The 17,156-nt window shown below is 37.7% G+C and carries 12 protein-coding genes, 5 tRNA genes and 3 riboswitches; of the genes, 2 read left to right on the top strand and 15 right to left on the bottom strand.

The window, feature by feature from the left end; genetic code table 11:
* Window positions 1–808: 808 nt before the first annotated feature.
* The 4 genes from C7Y47_RS21400 to C7Y47_RS25095 all read right to left on the bottom strand — a co-directional run bounded on the left by C7Y47_RS21400 (window position 809) and on the right by C7Y47_RS25095 (window position 5,980).
* Window positions 809–2,107, bottom strand: a complete 1,299-nt coding sequence (locus C7Y47_RS21400) for a nucleobase:cation symporter-2 family protein (RefSeq protein ID WP_142510599.1) — start codon at window positions 2,105–2,107, stop codon at window positions 809–811.
* Window positions 2,107–2,691: a xanthine phosphoribosyltransferase gene (locus C7Y47_RS21405; protein WP_142510600.1), complete on the bottom strand. Its 585-nt coding sequence runs from the start codon at window positions 2,689–2,691 to the stop codon at window positions 2,107–2,109. The genes C7Y47_RS21400 and C7Y47_RS21405 overlap by 1 nt, the downstream gene beginning before the upstream one ends.
* A 187-nt stretch (window positions 2,692–2,878) precedes the next feature.
* Window positions 2,879–2,980, bottom strand: a riboswitch (purine riboswitch).
* A 403-nt stretch (window positions 2,981–3,383) separates the two neighbouring features.
* Complete coding sequence (locus tag C7Y47_RS21410) at window positions 3,384–5,207, bottom strand: APC family permease (RefSeq protein WP_142510601.1); 1,824 nt, start codon at window positions 5,205–5,207, stop codon at window positions 3,384–3,386.
* A 177-nt stretch (window positions 5,208–5,384) separates the two neighbouring features.
* A riboswitch (cyclic di-AMP (ydaO/yuaA leader) is annotated at window positions 5,385–5,535 on the bottom strand.
* Window positions 5,536–5,815: 280 nt separating this feature from the next.
* Window positions 5,816–5,980 (bottom strand): hypothetical protein, encoded by a 165-nt coding sequence (locus C7Y47_RS25095; protein WP_185903560.1) that lies wholly within the window; start codon window positions 5,978–5,980, stop codon window positions 5,816–5,818.
* 355 nt (window positions 5,981–6,335) lie between these two features.
* Between C7Y47_RS25095 and C7Y47_RS21415 the strand changes: the two genes are divergently transcribed.
* Entirely contained in the window at window positions 6,336–7,601 is a 1,266-nt protein-coding gene (locus C7Y47_RS21415; protein WP_142510602.1) for an Nramp family divalent metal transporter, read from the top strand.
* A 258-nt stretch (window positions 7,602–7,859) separates the two neighbouring features.
* Here the strand turns inward: C7Y47_RS21415 and C7Y47_RS21420 are convergent, their stop codons facing one another.
* The 5 genes from C7Y47_RS21420 to C7Y47_RS21440 form a co-directional block, all read right to left on the bottom strand.
* Window positions 7,860–8,549, bottom strand: a complete 690-nt coding sequence (locus C7Y47_RS21420; protein ID WP_142510603.1) for an ABC transporter permease — start codon at window positions 8,547–8,549, stop codon at window positions 7,860–7,862.
* Window positions 8,542–9,465 carry an ABC transporter ATP-binding protein gene (locus tag C7Y47_RS21425; protein ID WP_142510604.1) on the bottom strand — a complete coding sequence of 308 codons (924 nt, stop codon included), beginning with the start codon at window positions 9,463–9,465 and terminating at the stop codon, window positions 8,542–8,544. The genes C7Y47_RS21420 and C7Y47_RS21425 overlap by 8 nt, the downstream gene beginning before the upstream one ends.
* Before the next feature lie 137 nt (window positions 9,466–9,602).
* On the bottom strand, window positions 9,603–10,538 hold the full coding sequence (locus tag C7Y47_RS21430) for a sensor histidine kinase (protein ID WP_142510605.1): 936 nt from the start codon (window positions 10,536–10,538) through the stop codon (window positions 9,603–9,605).
* A 4-nt stretch (window positions 10,539–10,542) separates the two neighbouring features.
* Complete coding sequence (locus C7Y47_RS21435) at window positions 10,543–11,235, bottom strand: response regulator transcription factor (protein WP_142510611.1); 693 nt, start codon at window positions 11,233–11,235, stop codon at window positions 10,543–10,545.
* Between the two features lie 759 nt (window positions 11,236–11,994).
* Entirely contained in the window at window positions 11,995–13,458 is a 1,464-nt protein-coding gene (locus C7Y47_RS21440) for an amino acid permease (RefSeq protein WP_142510606.1), read from the bottom strand.
* Window positions 13,459–13,541: 83 nt separating this feature from the next.
* Window positions 13,542–13,718: riboswitch (Lysine riboswitch) on the bottom strand.
* A gap of 175 nt (window positions 13,719–13,893) precedes the next feature.
* On the opposite strand from C7Y47_RS21440, the gene C7Y47_RS21445 reads away from it, so the two are divergent.
* Window positions 13,894–15,102: a CynX/NimT family MFS transporter gene (locus tag C7Y47_RS21445; RefSeq protein ID WP_142510607.1), complete on the top strand. Its 1,209-nt coding sequence runs from the start codon at window positions 13,894–13,896 to the stop codon at window positions 15,100–15,102.
* 210 nt (window positions 15,103–15,312) lie between these two features.
* On the opposite strand, the gene C7Y47_RS21450 is transcribed toward C7Y47_RS21445, so the two are convergent.
* From C7Y47_RS21450 to C7Y47_RS21475, 6 genes are all read right to left on the bottom strand, one after another.
* On the bottom strand, window positions 15,313–16,359 hold the full coding sequence (locus tag C7Y47_RS21450) for a nitric oxide synthase oxygenase (RefSeq protein WP_142510608.1): 1,047 nt from the start codon (window positions 16,357–16,359) through the stop codon (window positions 15,313–15,315).
* 404 nt (window positions 16,360–16,763) lie between these two features.
* Window positions 16,764–16,835, bottom strand: a tRNA-Glu gene (locus tag C7Y47_RS21455).
* A gap of 1 nt (window position 16,836) precedes the next feature.
* A tRNA-Asn gene (locus C7Y47_RS21460) sits at window positions 16,837–16,913 on the bottom strand.
* Window positions 16,914–16,917: 4 nt separating this feature from the next.
* Window positions 16,918–16,994 (bottom strand) — tRNA-Ile (locus C7Y47_RS21465).
* 9 nt (window positions 16,995–17,003) lie between these two features.
* Window positions 17,004–17,077, bottom strand: a tRNA-Gly gene (locus tag C7Y47_RS21470).
* A gap of 3 nt (window positions 17,078–17,080) precedes the next feature.
* Window positions 17,081–17,156 (bottom strand) — tRNA-Phe (locus C7Y47_RS21475).

Below are 17,156 nucleotides of genomic sequence, written 5' to 3' on the forward strand. Positions count from 1 at the left end.
TCGACTTGCATTCTATTAAGATGTATCTATTTTCTAGATTCCCTACCATTTAATATTTAAACATCTGCTTTTCATAAAAAAATGTCACCTACTATAGAAGTAGATGACATTTTGTTTATTATAGAAATCTTTTAAACGTCCCCATGCATCGGGTCTTCCTTATGCTTTAGCCCAATACTATTTGAGCGAGGTACTTTGTAGTCGTGGGTATTTAAAGGTCACCTCCGAAATGAAATGTCCACTTTAATGGTTACCCTTTTTAAATGACTAGCAATCCGAATTCATTGGTACTTTATTTTTTATTAGTTCGTCTATGTAATATTCTTTTAACCAAACTTCCAATTTCATTCTTTCTTCTTGACACATATGTGAATTCATAGTTACTTGTAGTTCTTCAATAACTTCTTTAGCAGTCTTTAAATTCATTTATACCCAACCTTTCCATAAGGTTCATGATATTCCATTTTAAACTGCATTACAATACCTAATTCTACCCTTTTATAGGCTAGTCTTATGAAATAAAGAGACAGCCGTAAATTTAATATTCCCCGGTAATAAAGATGAAAAAGAATAAACCTGATCAAAGCAATCTTACCATTTATTGCAATAAATCAAATAAACTTTTCAATTTATAATCAATAATCTCTAACCATATTTTTCATACACTTTCTGCCTTTTTAGCAGAATAAAAATAGTCATAACCTTGTTGTAAAGTAAAAATACAGTTTCCCCCTCATTCGGTAGCCCTCTTTCGCATAAAAAAATGTCATCTACTTTAGAAGTAGACGACATTTTTTATAGATTTCCTTTAAGCTTCTCCATGCATCGGGTCTTCCTTATGCTTAGGCCCAATCATGTTGAATAAAATATTAAGGATTATCGCTGTAACCGAACCACAGACGATACCGTTAGATGTTAGAAGAGATACACTTTCTGGTAGTGCATCAAAAATTCCAGGAACAACGGATACACCCACACCAAGGCTAACTGCAATAGCAGCAATCATGGCATTTTCCGCTGATTCATTCATAACAGGTACTAGCATGCCCATACCTTGCGTAATAACCATACCGAACATCGCTAGCATTGCTGCACCAAGTACTGGTGTTGGAATGATCGTTGTTAGTGCAGCGATTTTTGGTAGGAAGCCAAGTGCTACTAGTAAACCACCTGTGATGTAAATGATTTTACGATCTTTGACACCCGACATACGTGTAAGTCCCACGTTTTGCGAGAATGTTGTATATGGGAAAGCGTTGAAAATACCGCCGATAACAGAGGCTAGACCTTCTGAACGGTACCCACGTGATAAATCTTTTGAATCTAATTTTTTATTACAAATATCACTCAGTGCAAAATAAACCCCTGATGACTCTACTAAAGAAACCATTGCTACAAGCGTCATTGTAATGATTGCAGATAAATTAAATGTTGGCACCCCAAAATAGAATGGCTGAACCATGTGTAATACAGCAGCATCTGAAACTGGGCTAAAATCAACCTTCCCCATAAATACGCCTAGGATTGTCCCTACGACTAATCCGATTAAAATGGAAATTGCACGAATGAAACCTGTAGAAAAACGATAAACGACTAAAATAATAACCAATGTAATAAACGCTAAAGTTACATTAGAACCAGATGCAAAATCTGCTGCATCTTGTCCACCTGCCATATTGTTTAAAGCTACTGGTAGTAAAGAGATACCGATAATCGACACAACCGAGCCTGTAACAACTGGTGGGAAGAATTTTACTAACTTACCGAAAAAGCCTGCAATAATCATAACAATTATACCTGATGCAATAATAGATCCATAAATATCAGTAATACCTTGTTCAGGATTTGTACCGATTGCAATAATTGGACTAACTGCTGTAAATGTACAGCCTAGTACTACTGGCAAACCAATACCGATCATTTTACCTGAATACACTTGTAAAAGTGTTGCGACCCCACACATCATAATGTCAATCGCTACTAAATACGTCATTTGTGTTGAATCAAAGCCGATTGCCCCACCGATAATCAGTGGTACTAAAATGGCTCCTGCATACATCGCAAGTAAATGTTGAATAGCTAGCGTAGTCGATTTAACGGTATTCATTACGCATTAGCCTCCGTAGCAAATGTTACTTTGCCATCCTCAAGAGAGTTTACAATTGCTAATGATTCTACGCGAACCCCTTGCTGGCGTAATATTTTCCCACCGTCTTGGAAGCCTTTTTCAATAACAATGCCTACACCCACAACATTTGCACCAGCTTGTGCTGCGATATCGAGCAAACCTTTGACAGCTTCCCCGTTAGCTAAGAAATCATCAACAATTAGAATGTTATCATCTTCATTTAAGAAATTACGTGATACTGAAATATCATTTGTTTCATTTTTGGTGAAAGAATGTACTTTTGAAGAATACAGATTATCTGATAATGTTAGTGATTTACGCTTACGTGCAAACACTACAGGAGCACCGATTTCAAGACCTAGCATTACAGATGGTGCGATACCAGAAGATTCGATTGTTAATATCTTTGTGATGACTTGATCAGAGAATCGATTTGCAAACTCATGACCAATTTCCTTCATAAGCATTGGGTCAATTTGATGATTTAAAAATGAATCTACTTTTAATACAGATGAAGATAAAACTTTACCCTCTTGTGTAATTTTGTCGTGTAATAACTTCATTTCCTTGATAGCCTTCTTTCTTATAGTAATAGCTCTTCATGAGCAACGCATTCCGTTACAGGCAAGCGCCAGAAGCAATGCAAGTAATAAAAAACGCTGAATACTTTGATTCCAATCATCTACGAGTGGAGCAAAGCATTCAACGTAAAAACGTCGAAACGAATAGAAAACAACTTTTATGAGGTCTTCTAAAGCATTTGCTACCCATAGTCGATTTATTTACGGTAAATCGGTAGAAACTTGCGAGCCATATTCTCGCTATTATATGAGTGAAATAGTATTAAACTGTATCATCACCAAAACGTGTGGTTGATTTCCGTTCCGACTGGGCTTCCTGGGGGCGTCCGATGAGCCGCTTCACTCGCGATGCTCGCTCCAGGGTCTCATCTGTGACGCTAATCCCCAAGGAGTCGCCCAGCCTCCACTCCAATCAACTAATTTACATAGTATACATTCTAACAAAAGTCATTCTTAACTTTTGGTGATGAACCATTAAAGAAATTCCTAATATTTATCACGCTTTGGCGTCATTTCCAAAAATGGTACTTTATTCGGCATGTGCTTATTTCTCACACTAAACAAAGTCAGTATTTTCGGAATTTACTATCATTCTAGTAAATTTCAATTGTAAACGTTCGTGTTTTACAATCAACGTAATGATTATATCAGACTATTTTCGAGCTTGCTAGTCATTATTTTGATAAATGAAAGGGCACTGTCATAATGACGATATTTTTGTGAAATAATAGCGAAGCGCGAATTAATAGACTCGATTGATTGTGTAACATATGATGCCATCCTTTTTTCGGTAAAAACTGTGGAATAATAACTGTTACTTGATAGCCTGATTTCGTACATTGATGTTCAACTTTATCAATAAACTTCATCAACGGTTGTGTAATACTTCGATATGGTGAATAGTATGTTACAAGCCGTATATCTGGCTGCCAAGCTTTCCATTTCTCCTCAAACGCTTTTGCGTCCGCTTGATCGAAGGCCACATAAAAGGCAATAATTTTATCAACGTTTAATGTCTGCGCGTAATGCAAAGTGTTTTCTACTACTTTCGTAATACCAGCAACAGGGACAATGAAAACATTACCCTCCACATTCGGTAATTCCACATTATCTAATCTTAGCTGTTCACCAACTGTTTTGTAATGCTGTTTAATACGATGGAACGTCCAAATAATAATTGGTAAAAAGATAAACACTGGCCATACTTGAGGTAATTTTGTCACAAAAAACATCATGGCTACAATAAAGGAAATGATCGCTCCAACCGTATTGATCGTAAATTTAGCAAACCAACCTTTTGGCTTTTCACGCCACCATTTTCGCATCATTCCAGCCTGCGCTAAAGTAAACGGAATAAACACCCCTACTGCATAAAGTGGAATCAAATGCTCTGTTGTTCCATCAAATAAAAAGATTAAAACAATGGCAGCTAAACCAAGCATCATAATGCCATTTGAATAACCAAGTCGATCCCCGCGAATTTGGAATATTCTTGGGATAAATCCATCCTTCGATAAATTGACAGCCAGTAAAGGAAAGGCCGAATACCCTGTATTCGCAGCGAGTACTAATATCATCGCTGTTGTTCCTTGTACTATATAGTAAAAAATATTACGACCTACACTTGCCTCCGCAATTTGTGAGACAACCGTTTCTTTCGCATTTGGAGCAACTCCATAAAAATATGCTAGACTCACAATACCGATAAATAGCACTGCTAAAATACCGCCCATAGCCAGTAATGTTTTAGATGCATTTTTCGGCGCTGGATCTCTAAAATTTGGAATAGCATTTGAAATGGCTTCAACACCAGTCAAAGCTGAGCTTCCTGATGCAAATGCTTTTAATAATATAAATAAACTAATACCTGCAACTGGTGTACCGACCTTTGGATGTAACGCTGCAGGAACTTGCCCTGTTAGTACGTTATAAACTCCTACCCCGATTAACATTAGCATCACGATCACAAACAAATAAACTGGATACGCTAAAATGGATGCCGATTCTGTGACACCACGTAGGTTTAGAATCGTTAAACATATAACAAAAAACACAGCGATTACCACGTTATAGAGATGCAAACTTGGAAATGCCGAAGTAAGGGCATCTGTTCCAGCCGATACACTTACCGCAACTGTTAAAATATAATCTACAAGCAATGATCCACCTGCGACTAGACCTGCATTGACACCTAAATTTTCCCGAGAAACTACATATGCTCCGCCACCATGTGGATACGCATAAATAACTTGGCGATACGAGAAAATAAGTGCTGTCAGTAACACAACTACCCCAGCAGCAATCGGTAGAGAATACCAAAAGGCAACCGTACTTACCGTCATGAGTACAATTAAAATTTGCTCAGGTCCATACGCTACTGATGACAACGCATCAGAAGATAGTATGGCAAGTGCTTTTGTTTTACTAAGCTTTTGTTCCCCTAACGCATCAGATCTTAATGGTTTACCGATAATATAACGTTTTAATGAGGATTTCATATTCAACACCTTCTAGTTTCATAGAATGTGTTTCGCATTTCTAAATCGATTACACTTTAGCATAATCGGTTTTTGTGCCAATCACCGGGGCCTTGTTTTATAAAATGAAGATAAAAAAAATCTACAAGTCATCACTAAATAAGACTTGTAGACGCTCATTCGTCTGCCAAGCTCCACTTTTCTGCTCTTAACGCTTACGAGGTTAGCTGTCGGATTCGGGCCTGAGTAGCCCTACCCCTCAATAAATGAAGAGATTCACCCCAAGGATTACCTATGTAATCCAAAAAATTGGGTCCCCCGCGTCTAATTGCTTCAGCGATTTAGAAATTTGAAACTTTTATAATGATGTCATATTACGCCTGTATTAAAAAAAAGTAAAGATGAAAAAAACGGTTACAAAAAATTTTTTTTACTTGATATTTCGAATATTTTAATTACGTCTCACTACCATACGTGTAGTTGACTTCCGTTCCAACTGGGCGCTTTCCTAGGAAGCCGCTTCGCTATGCATTTCAGGGTCACCTCTATGAATTCCCACCGAGTCGCCTAGCCACACTCTATCATTCCTCAACTTCGACATGATTTTTTATTATTTGAAGAATAACGCTTTAACTTCTTTCAGCAAATGTTTTCTGTAGCGAAAGCAAAGCGGCAGCTACAGTAATTTTCTGTAGCGAAAGCGAAGTGTCAACTATAGACGTTTTTTGTGCCGAAAACGTAGCGTAAGGTATAGATGTTTGGACAACCGCCGAAAAGTTACCTAAACCTGCCATTCATCTTACCACCTATAGAGGAGGGAGACATTTGTAACTGCTGTCTCACTTTCGTTCCAATTGATGGAAGAAGTTAAAAGCCACCTTATAAGTATATTCCCTCTTTTAAAATGCCAAAGTACATTAATCCTTGGATCATTTTAAAATGAAGCGAATATTTTGTTATGATGCTTCAATACATTATGATACACAAACAAAATCAAAGTCCTTCACTAAATTAAAAACATTTCGGATTTAGAAAAACATTGAGCAAACTCCTTCACATTTTCTTCTTCAAGCTATAAAATAAGAATATATCATTTTCCTCTAGGAAACTTTATTTCACTTGCGATACTCTTTGAAATGAGGGAACAACATGGTTTACAAACAAATGAATAAATCGTCCGCTGAGGCGGTTTTAGATGGAGATATAAAAGGTTGGCGACGAATCTTACCGTTTCTTGGCCCAGCCTTCATCGCAGCAGTTGCCTATATTGATCCAGGCAACTTCGCAACAAATATAACAGCAGGTTCACAATATGGATATTTACTACTGTGGGTAATCGCCTTTTCCAATTTAATGGCGGTGTTAATTCAATCCTTGTCGGCAAAGCTTGGTATTGCGACAGGCAAAAATTTACCCGAAATAGCACGTGAAAATTTTTCTAGAAAAACTTCTATATTTTTATGGATACAGGCTGAATTGGTCATTATTGCAACAGACCTAGCAGAATTTATTGGTGCTGCACTAGGGCTGTACTTGTTATTTAACATTCCAATGTTGCCTGCAGCGCTTATTACCGCAGTCGGCTCATTTGCTATTTTAGAATTACAGCGCAGAGGCTTTAGAGCGTTTGAGGCAGGTATTTCTGGCATGGTGCTTATTGTCGTATTAGCGTTTGCATTCCAAACATTTTTGGCACAGCCAAATTGGGTCGATGTAACAATAGGCATGTTCACACCACGCTTTGATGGTGTAGATTCTATTTTACTGGCAACAGGTATTTTAGGAGCGACTGTTATGCCACACGCTATTTACTTACATTCTTCACTAACTCAAAGTCGTATCATCGGCCGAAATGATGCTGAAAAAAAACGTATATTCCGTTTTGAATTTATTGATATTATCATCGCGATGATTGTCGCAGGCGCTATCAATATGAGTATGCTTATTATTGCTGCAGCAGTATTCCATACTCAAGGCGTAGTAGTTGAAGACTTAGATATCGCTTATAACGGATTAAAAGCAGCGCTTGGTCCGATGGCGGCCGTGTCCTTTGGCCTTGGGCTTCTTATTGCGGGTCTTGCTAGCTCTTCAGTTGGTACACTCGCAGGTGACGTTGTGATGCAAGGCTTCATTAGAAAGAAAATCCCACTCTATTTACGCCGTGCTATTACAATGCTACCTCCTCTGGTGATCATTGCATCCGGCGTTAATGCAACATATGCGCTTGTCCTAAGCCAGGTTATTTTATCCTTTGGTATTGCATTTGCTCTTGTACCACTTGTGATGTTTACAAGTAAACGTACCATCATGGGAAGCCTCGTCAACCATCGTATTACAACTATATTAGGATGGATTGTCGTGGTGATTGTAGTCGTTTTAAATCTTTATTTATTATGGCAAACGGTATTTGGTTAATAAAATGCCAGACACAAAGACCTTCCTTTGGTTTTGTGTCTGGCATTTTTACATGTAAAGGGCTTTTTCAGAACGTGGAGTGATTTCCGTTCCAACTGGACGCTTTGTTGTTGCTGCCGCTTCGTTTCACTGCGCTTTCGCACAGTTAAAACATTGTTGCTGCCGCTTCGTTTCACTGCGCTTTCGCACAGTTAAAACATTGTTGCTGCCGCTTCGTTTCACTGTGCTTTCACTACAGAAAATAATTGCTGAAAGAAGTTAAATATCTATCTTCTCTATGTTTCGGAATGATAAATAGGCCACGCTTATACCGATAATAGCTAAAGTGATTGGGATGAAAATAATATCATACAAACTAAAGTTACCCGTATTTGATGAAACAACCGATACAATTAATATAGATGATACAATCGTTGCCGGAACGGAGTATTTTTTCATGCCAAAATACAATGGTATTAATGCGATGCATGATGCTGCAACTGCATTCATGATCACAACGGGAATTCGTTGTATTATGAAAGAGAACGACAATGGATCTGAAAGCAGTTGGAAACTCTCACTAACAGTACAAAAAACCGCTGTTATAAAAATAGTCGATAAAATAATTGCACAAAAAGTAAAAAGAACAACAATGGCTAGCTTTGAAACAATTAATTTTTTTCTACTTAATGGATACATAAATGCTACAGTGATGGTTTTATATTTGAATTCTCCAATAATGAATTTGGCGATTAACACACTAGCAAAAATAATAAACACTGCTCTTACACCAGAATCTATAAAGCCAAATGCCGCCTGATAATTTCTGAGATCTTGATCCCCTTCTACTTTAGCAATAAATATAAGCATAAATATAACACCTAGTAATATACAATTTGCAAAAACAGCTTTTTTTATATACGAACCGATATGATATTTTTTCATTTCTAGACGCATTAAATTAAGCACTAACTACACCTCCATTGATTAACTTCAAGAAATAATCCTCTAATGAGCTTGTTTTTTTGCTAATGCCCTCAATTTCAATATCATGCTCAATCAATGTTTTAGATAGCAACTTTTGTGAAGCTGCCGAATCATAAATTCGAATGCAATTGTCATCCATTAGTTTGAAATTAGTAATATTTAATTTACTTTCTATAATAAAGGCAGCCTTTTGCCCATTATTGACAATCACTTCAATATAATCTGTTTGACTACGATTGACAACGTCCATTGAAACTTCCTTAATCAATCTTCCATCTTTAATAACCCCAACTGTATCTGCCAATTGTTCAATTTCACCCAAAATATGACTAGAGATAATAATCGTAATTCCATACTCTTTACAAAGCATCTTGAATAGTTCTCGAAGCTCTTTAATGCCAACTGGATCTAGTCCATTAATCGGCTCGTCTAAAATAAGTAATTCCGGCTTAGTAATAATTGCACGCGCAATACCCAACCGTTGCTTCATCCCAAGAGAAAAGTCTTTTACACGCTTATTCTCCGTATTTGTTAATTTTACTAAATTCAGAACATGCGCAATCTCTTTCTTGTCATAATAGCCCATATATTCGCAATGTAATTCTAAGGTTTCCTTTGCTGTTAAATCTTCATAAAAAATCGGGTATTCAATAATCGTTCCCATCCTTTTCAGCACGTCGAATGAGCGGTCCATTAATTTTTCACCAAAGATTTCAACATCCCCACTCGTTGGCTTCGTAAGGTTTGTTAGCATTTTCATGACTGTCGTTTTTCCGGCCCCATTAGGACCTAAAAAACCGTATATCTCTCCCTTTTTCACTTGCATAGTCACAGCAGAAACGACTTCTTTCCCTTCAAACACCTTCGTAAGCTGATTTGTTTTTACAATATATGTCATGTAGATCTCTCCCTTAAATTTAGCTATCCTTATTATAAAAAATGAAACTCTCTAATTTATTACTTGATTCTTACAAATTTCTTAAGCGCAGAAAAAAAGCCTGTAAAGCTATAAAATTGCCCTACAAGCATGACTGCTCAATATGTCATTCGTTTTAAAGAAACTGTAAAAATGGTCTTCTCATATGGGGTACTAGAAAGCTGGATGGAACCCTCCATTAATTCTACAAGACGTTTTGTAATGGTTAAGCCAAGGCCACTCCCTTGGAAGGATTTATTTCTGGAATCCTCAAGTGTATACATTCTCTCAAAAACATTATCAATATGATATTCGTCGATCCCCTGCCCACGATCCCAGACATCAATAAAAATATTCGTATCATCATTTCTTACTGTGAGCCCAATGATGTTTCCTGCTGCCCCATAGGCAAATGCATTTGACAGTAAATTATTCAAAACCCTATCTAGCGCTTCTTCATTGCCATGTGCATATGCGGATATCTCTGGTATTGCTATATCGATTTCTAGTCCCATAGATGTGATCATATCGTAAAATGATAAAATATTTTTGCGGCAAATTTCACTTACATTAATTTTCGTCATTGGATAATCTGTATCTCCTGCCTCCAATTTTGCCAGGTCAAAAAATGTATGGATTATTTTCAATACTTCCAATGTTTTCGAATGAACGCCAGTGAGCAACCGTTGCCGCTCCTCTTCATTAAGTGATTGCTTAAGCTTAAGCATTTCCGTATAACCTAGTACAACTGTTAAAGGCGTTTTAAGATCATGGGAAATATTAGACAACATCTTTTTCATAGAGCTTTCCATTTTTCGATGTGTCGCCAGTACTTTTTGGTTGTGGTCTAGCAACGCATTCATCGCAATTAATAGCTGCTGTAATTCATGATTAGCTGTCGATACTAAAATCTTCTCGCTCGATTGTTCATTAATGATTGCTTGTAGTTTTTGATGCATGTATTTAATCATAGCGTTCTGTTGTTTTTTTGCTCTCACCTGAAAAATAATAATACCTACAAGTAACACAATTATCAGTAATAGTAATATCATCATCTGTTTATCCTTCAAATTTATAGCCGATTCCCCAAAGTGTTTTAATATATAGAGGATTGGATGGATCGTCTTCAATTTTTTCGCGTAATCTTCTTATATGTACATTAATAATATTTTCATCCCCATAGTAAGCATCATTCCAAATCAATTGATAAATTTGCTGCTTTGTAAAAACTCGGTTACGATTTGTCACGAATAATTTTAAGATGCCAAATTCCTTTGATGTGAGCTTTATTTGCTGTCCATCCTTCTCAACTGAAAAATTAACAAGGTCAATCGATAAGTTAGCTATCTCGACAATATCTTTCTTCTCCTCTACTTGACTGGAGTATTTTGTAGCTCTACGAATTGCGGCCTTAACACGTGCCGAAAATTCCAGCATCGAAAATGGCTTCGCGATATAATCATCTGCCCCTAATCCTAATCCTAACGCTTTATCGACATCACTATCCTTGGCTGACATAATGATAATTGGAAGTGATGCTTGCTCTCGTATAATCTTTAAAACTTCTAATCCATTAAGTTTCGGAATCATAATATCCAAGATCACTAAATCAAAAGAATTATTTAAACAATTTTGTAATGCTTCTTCTCCATTTTCTGCAGAGGTGACAAGGAATCCCTCCATCGTTAAATAGTTTTCCACCATTTCACGAATAGCATCGTCATCTTCTACTAGTAAAATATGCTTTTGCACTTTCATGCACCTCTTCCTAACATAAAGTAGTCTATATATGACTTGTCGCTTCGCTTTCGAACAGATAACATTCGCTACGCTCCAGGGTCTCATCTATGACGCTAATCCCAAAGGAGTCGTCCAGCCTCCACGCAATTTTATAACAAATTTATTACCCCAAATTTGGTGATGTGTTATTTATCTATCAGTTTACCATATTAAGGTTGTGCACCAAAAGTGGGGGACGATTTGACAAACTAAAGTTCCCTTTTTATTCTCTCCAGTAATTTTATCTGAAGTCTTTAAAATACAGAATTTGTAATACCGTTTATTAATTGGTATGTTTTTGGTAATAATCAAAATTAATTTAGAAAGGGCTGGAGAAATGACTTTTAGAAGGAATTACGGGTTTTTTTCTATAATATTTTGTATTATCGGGTTGTTATTGTTTTATGCTAGTTCATTAAGTCCAAATGGCATTTTCGGGATTTACTTTTATTTAGGTGCTCTACTTTGGGTAATGTGTATATATTTTGGGATATCCGGAATTCGATCAAAACAAACAGGTATTTCTAAATATTTAGGATTACTCATCATTTTGCTTGTTCTTGTCATCTACGGATCGATGATTGCAATTATGGGGATAAGAGGTTTTGGCGCTTAAAGATTAATCGGTCACTTGGTGTATTTTGATTGTACGTCTAGCATTACAAATTTATTATTTAACTAAAAAAATTGCCCTGCAAGTCATTTCTATGACTCACAGGACAGTTTTATTTTTTATTGTTCGACTTTTAAATCACAATGCTCTAATGGAAGCATTTTTGTTTTATGTTTAATTTTATAGCCAAACCATAACAGTAAAAACAGTGGAATACCGATATATGAGACAAGGACTCCGTACCAATCTATTGTTTCACCCATAAAGGCATTGTAGTTTTGTCCAATAACAACAATCATACAAACCGTAAAGGCAAATAGCGGGCCGAATGGGAATAGCCTTGCTTTATACGGCAATAATTTTGGATCTAAGCCTTGTACCTCGAATGCTCGACGGAAACGGTAATGGCTAAATGCAATACCTAACCAGGCAATGAAGCCAGACATCCCTGAGGCATTTAGAAGCCACATATAGACTACACCCTCACCAAAGAATGAAGCTAAAAATGCTAGGCAGCCTATAGCTAAAGTCGCCAGTAATGCGTAAATCGGGATACCTCGACGGCTTAGTTTAGTGAAAATTTTCGGTGCATGTCCATCTACCGCTAATTGCCAAAGCATACGTGACGATGCGTAAAGCCCTGAATTCCCTGCTGACAGCATTGCCGTTAGAATGATTGCATTCATCAATGATGCAGCAAAGGCAATTCCTAAACGATCGAACACCAGTGTAAATGGTGAAACAGCAATATCTTCTGATAATAAACGTGCGTCTGTAAAGGGAATCAGCATCCCAATTGCAGCAATCGCTAAAATATAGAATAAAAGAATTCGCCAGAAAACAGACTTAACGGCTTTCGGAATATTTTTACCAGGGTCATCCGTTTCACCTGCTGTTATTCCAAGTAACTCTGTCCCTTGGAACGAGAATCCCGCAGCTAAGAAAATACCAAATGTAGCAAGGAGACCTCCGTGGAATGGTCCATCACTAATGAAGAAATTCGTAAAGCCTACAGGAGCTTGTCCTCCTAAAATACCAAAAATCATAAAAAAACTGATGATAATAAAAATGATTACTGTTACAACTTTTATCATTGCAAACCAATATTCACTCTCACCATAGCTTTTTACCGATAATAGATTGAACGTTAAAACTACAGCAATAAATAAAACAGTCCAAAGTGCTGATGAGCTATCTGGGAACCAATATTTCATAATTAATGAGACTGCAGAAATTTCCGCTGCAATTGTAATTGCCCAGTTGTACCAGTAGTTCCAACCAAGTGCAAAACCTAAAGCTGGATCTACAAATTTTGTAGCATACGTACTAAAAGAGCCTGATGATGGCATATAAGCTGCCATTTCTCCTAAGCTCGTCATTAGAAAATACACCATGATACCGATTAATGCATAAGCGAGTAGTGCACCACCAGGGCCTGCTTGCGCAATGGCACCACCACTAGCTAAAAACAGTCCTGTACCGATTGTACCGCCTAATGAAATCATTGTAATATGACGGCTTTTTAATTCTTTTTTCAGCTTCGGTGCTTTATGATCGAGCTGATTGACTTTTATTTCACTCACGATATAGCTTCCTTCCTTTTTAAGAGGCGAAAAAAATGCCATCACATGAACGTTGCTGTGATGGCTAAGTAAATCCTCTGTTCCTTCATGATAGCTCAACACGTTGTTCAAACGTGACAGTTCTGTTCCTTTCGGAGACAGCCCCAGCATGAGGTTTTCAAGTCCCCTCACACTTCGGCAGTATTTCCTTTCAGCTAATTTCTCTAATGCTTGTCATTTCCATTAACATACTCTTAAATACCGCGACCTCTACCTCAATACAAACATGAGGCATTAAATATTAAATTTATGATGGGTATTAGTTTAACATACGACCTATGGCATTTCAATATATCGATTAATATTCTATATTTTGCGAATTTTCCACTATTTTTATTTGTATGATAAAGTGGTATAGTGATTTAATCAAAATTGTTCTACCAAGGGGGGATTTATTTGACTACTCATGAACATACCGATACTTATCCTAGCAGGAAAATTAACTGGAAAGGCACAACCTTATTACTCGTTATCGGAGTAATTTGTATTGCCTCGACATTACGGATGCCGCTAACAGTTGTTGGACCAATTATTTCCTTAATTCGTGAAGACCTCGGCATATCCAATATACTAGCAGGCTTTCTAACAACGATCCCATTACTAGCATTTGCAATCATTTCACCATTCGCACCAATTGTCGCACGTAAATTTGGACTAGAATTAACATTATTTTTATCAACTATTCTTTTAGCGGTAGGAATTGTCCTACGTTCCCTTGGCACAACTAGTTTACTCGTATTTGGTACTATGCTAATTGGTATAGCCATTTCATTCGGTAATGTACTAATTCCGGGATTACTTAAATTGAAATTTCCCTATCACGTAGGTTTACTTATGGCATTTTTCACAATGTCGATGAATTTGACAGCTGGACTCGGTGCTGGTATTAGTTATCCTATTGCCAATTCATCACTTGGCTGGCAAGGAGCTTTAGCAATCGCACTTGTTCTTGTGGTGTTAACCATTGTAATTTGGATTCCACAGTTGAAACTTAATAAGCCTGAACCGACTGTTGAGACTACGAAAGAACGTACAGCATTATGGAAATCACCTGTTTCTTGGGCAGTGGCGGGAGCTATGGGATTTCAGTCATTATTATTCTACACAACTGCCGCTTGGATTCCTGAAATATATATATCACAAGACTTAGCTGCAGATCGTGCAGGCTGGATGTTTTCCATCATGCAATTTTCACAAGTTCCAATGGCTTTAGCTGTGCCTATTTTCGCTAGTAAAATGACATCTCAACGTCCTCTCGTATTAATGTTTACGGTATTTTACTTAGTTGGCTTTATCGGAGTAGTGATGGAATGGACAAGCCTCGCTGTACTGTGGATGGTGCTACTAGGCTTAGCAGGGGGAGCTTCATTCTCATTAGCGATGATGTTCTTTACACTACGTACCCGTACAGCTTTTGAGGCAGCTGATTTATCAGGTTTTGCACAATCATTAGGATATTTATTAGCCGCAATCGGCCCAATCTTATTTGGTTATTTGCATGATTTATTCGGTGGCTGGAAGATCGCTGGTTGGTTATTTGTTATCGTAGTATTGATACTTTTCTTATGTTCATTCAGGGCTTCTAAAAATGAATATGTAAATTAAAAAAGGCAGCTCATGATCTTATTCCAGGGGATGTTTGGACACCCGCTGAAATGGATCAATTATGCCTCGGCATAATTGCGTCCGGAATCGGCTTTGTGCTTGCACAAAGAACTCCTTTCCGATTCCGTGACATCCGCCGGAGGCTTTAACTTCTTACAGCGGATGTTTGGACACCCGCTGTAAGAAGTTAAAGTGAGCTGCCTTTCTCTACTAATAAGGTGGTTTCTGATAAAAATAGTTCGGTGTATTGTAAACATTAACATAAGGTTTATGGTAAATATGAGTTGTAGCTGGTGAAAGAGGTGGAATCAGCCACGTCCAGTTGCCTGTAACCTCACGATCCACTGCTGCTTCTGTTTCTTCAAACAATTTAAATTGCTGTGCAGCTGTATGATGATCTACAATGCTCACACCCTCGTCTTTAAAGGAATGTAGAACAGCAATATTCAGCTCAACTAATGCTCGATCACGCCATAGAGAAGCCTGTTTGGTTGTATCAAGGTTGAAAATTTCCGCTATAGCGGGCAGCATATTATAACGCTCATGATCTGCTAAATTACGTGCCCCAATTTCTGTACCCATATACCAACCATTGAATGGGGCTGTCTCAAAATCGATACCTGCCATTTGGAAGCGCATGCTCGAAATAATCGGCACTGCATACCATTTTAATCCTAGCTTCTCTACTTGAGGAGATTCAGGATGACGAATCGGTACCTCTAGTACATATTCGCCAGGGATAGTAAACACTTGTGGTTCCCTTCCATCCACCTGTACAACGAGCGGAAGCACGTCAAATGCTGTTCCCTTACCTTGCCAGCCAAATGACTCACATACTTTTGTAAACTCAACAGAATGTGGATCACCAACGATTCCAGATTCCGTTTCATAGCCAGCATAACGGATTAGCTGATGATTCCATACACGAACTCGCCCCGGTGCAAAAATCGTTATTGTTGGACGAATTTTCCCATCATTCGTTGCATATTGAATATGCTCAAGCAACGCGTTGAAAATATCCTCTTCTTTTGAAATATCTCGGGCATCAACAACATGCAGCGATTGCCAAAACAATCGACCAATACACTTATTACTATTGCGCCATGCTACTCGTGCTCCAAAGATTAATTCTTCCGTTGTCGGTATATATTCGCCTGCTGTTTTAATTTGCTGTAATTTATTTTCTAGCCATGTTTTAGACTCATTTTGCTCTACTAGATAAAGTTCTAAAAACTGCTGTACTTCATGTAAATTCATATTGAATTCCTCCATCTACCCTCATATTAGAGGAATGGAACTATAATCACCACGAAAAAATCTGCTAGAAAACATACATATTTTATATATGAAATACTTTGTTCAATATTTTATATCCTTTCTTCCATGTTTCTAAAACTAAAATTATTTATGGATTAGGGTTCCTATTTGAGTAGACATTATAAAAATTAGGGGAAATTATAGAGGCAAAAACTATAGAGTATAGATTTGCTATTATAACGTTTTTTTATTCCGAAGTAGGTAATACCGAGACATTTTCAGCCACATTTGCAATTTTGTTTATCATTGTTACTACCTTCGCAGTATTAACGAATGGTGATCTTTGTTTGTCAGTATAGTTGGCATAAAAAAAAGCATGTTGCACAAACGTGCAACATGCTTGATGACCCGTACGGGATTCGAACCCGTGTTACCGCCGTGAAAGGGCGGTGTCTTAACCACTTGACCAACGGGCCTTGGCTCCGAAGGCAGGACTCGAACCTGCGACAACCTGATTAACAGTCAGGTGCTACTACCAACTGAGCTACTTCGGAATAATGGTGGGCCTAAATGGACTCGAACCATCGACCTCACGCTTATCAGGCGTGCGCTCTAACCAGCTGAGCTATAGGCCCATTATTTTTTGGAGCGGGTGATGAGAATCGAACTCACGACATCAGCTTGGAAGGCTGAGGTTTTACCATTAAACTACACCCGCAGATGGTGGGTCAGGACGGAATCGAACCGCCGACACTTAGAGCTTCAATCTAATGCTCTACCAACTGAGCTACTGACCC

This window comes from Lysinibacillus sphaericus, from assembly GCF_006864135.1.
Taxonomy (GTDB): Bacteria; Bacillota; Bacilli; order Bacillales_A; family Planococcaceae; genus Lysinibacillus.

What these genes read in the sequence shown, in the direction of transcription:
- C7Y47_RS21425 (WP_142510604.1), bottom strand. Translation starts at nt 9,465, where the DNA reads ATGACATATATTGTAAAAACAAATCAGCTTACGAAGGTGTTTGAAGGG.
- C7Y47_RS21400 (WP_142510599.1), bottom strand. Translation starts at nt 2,107, where the DNA reads ATGAATACCGTTAAATCGACTACGCTAGCTATTCAACATTTACTTGCG.
- C7Y47_RS21410 (WP_142510601.1), bottom strand. Translation starts at nt 5,207, where the DNA reads ATGAAATCCTCATTAAAACGTTATATTATCGGTAAACCATTAAGATCT.
- C7Y47_RS25095 (WP_185903560.1), bottom strand. Translation starts at nt 5,980, where the DNA reads ATGGCAGGTTTAGGTAACTTTTCGGCGGTTGTCCAAACATCTATACCT.
- C7Y47_RS21430 (WP_142510605.1), bottom strand. Translation starts at nt 10,538, where the DNA reads ATGATGATATTACTATTACTGATAATTGTGTTACTTGTAGGTATTATT.
- C7Y47_RS21450 (WP_142510608.1), bottom strand. Translation starts at nt 16,359, where the DNA reads ATGAATTTACATGAAGTACAGCAGTTTTTAGAACTTTATCTAGTAGAG.
- C7Y47_RS21415 (WP_142510602.1), top strand. Translation starts at nt 6,336, where the DNA reads ATGGTTTACAAACAAATGAATAAATCGTCCGCTGAGGCGGTTTTAGAT.
- C7Y47_RS21405 (WP_142510600.1), bottom strand. Translation starts at nt 2,691, where the DNA reads ATGAAGTTATTACACGACAAAATTACACAAGAGGGTAAAGTTTTATCT.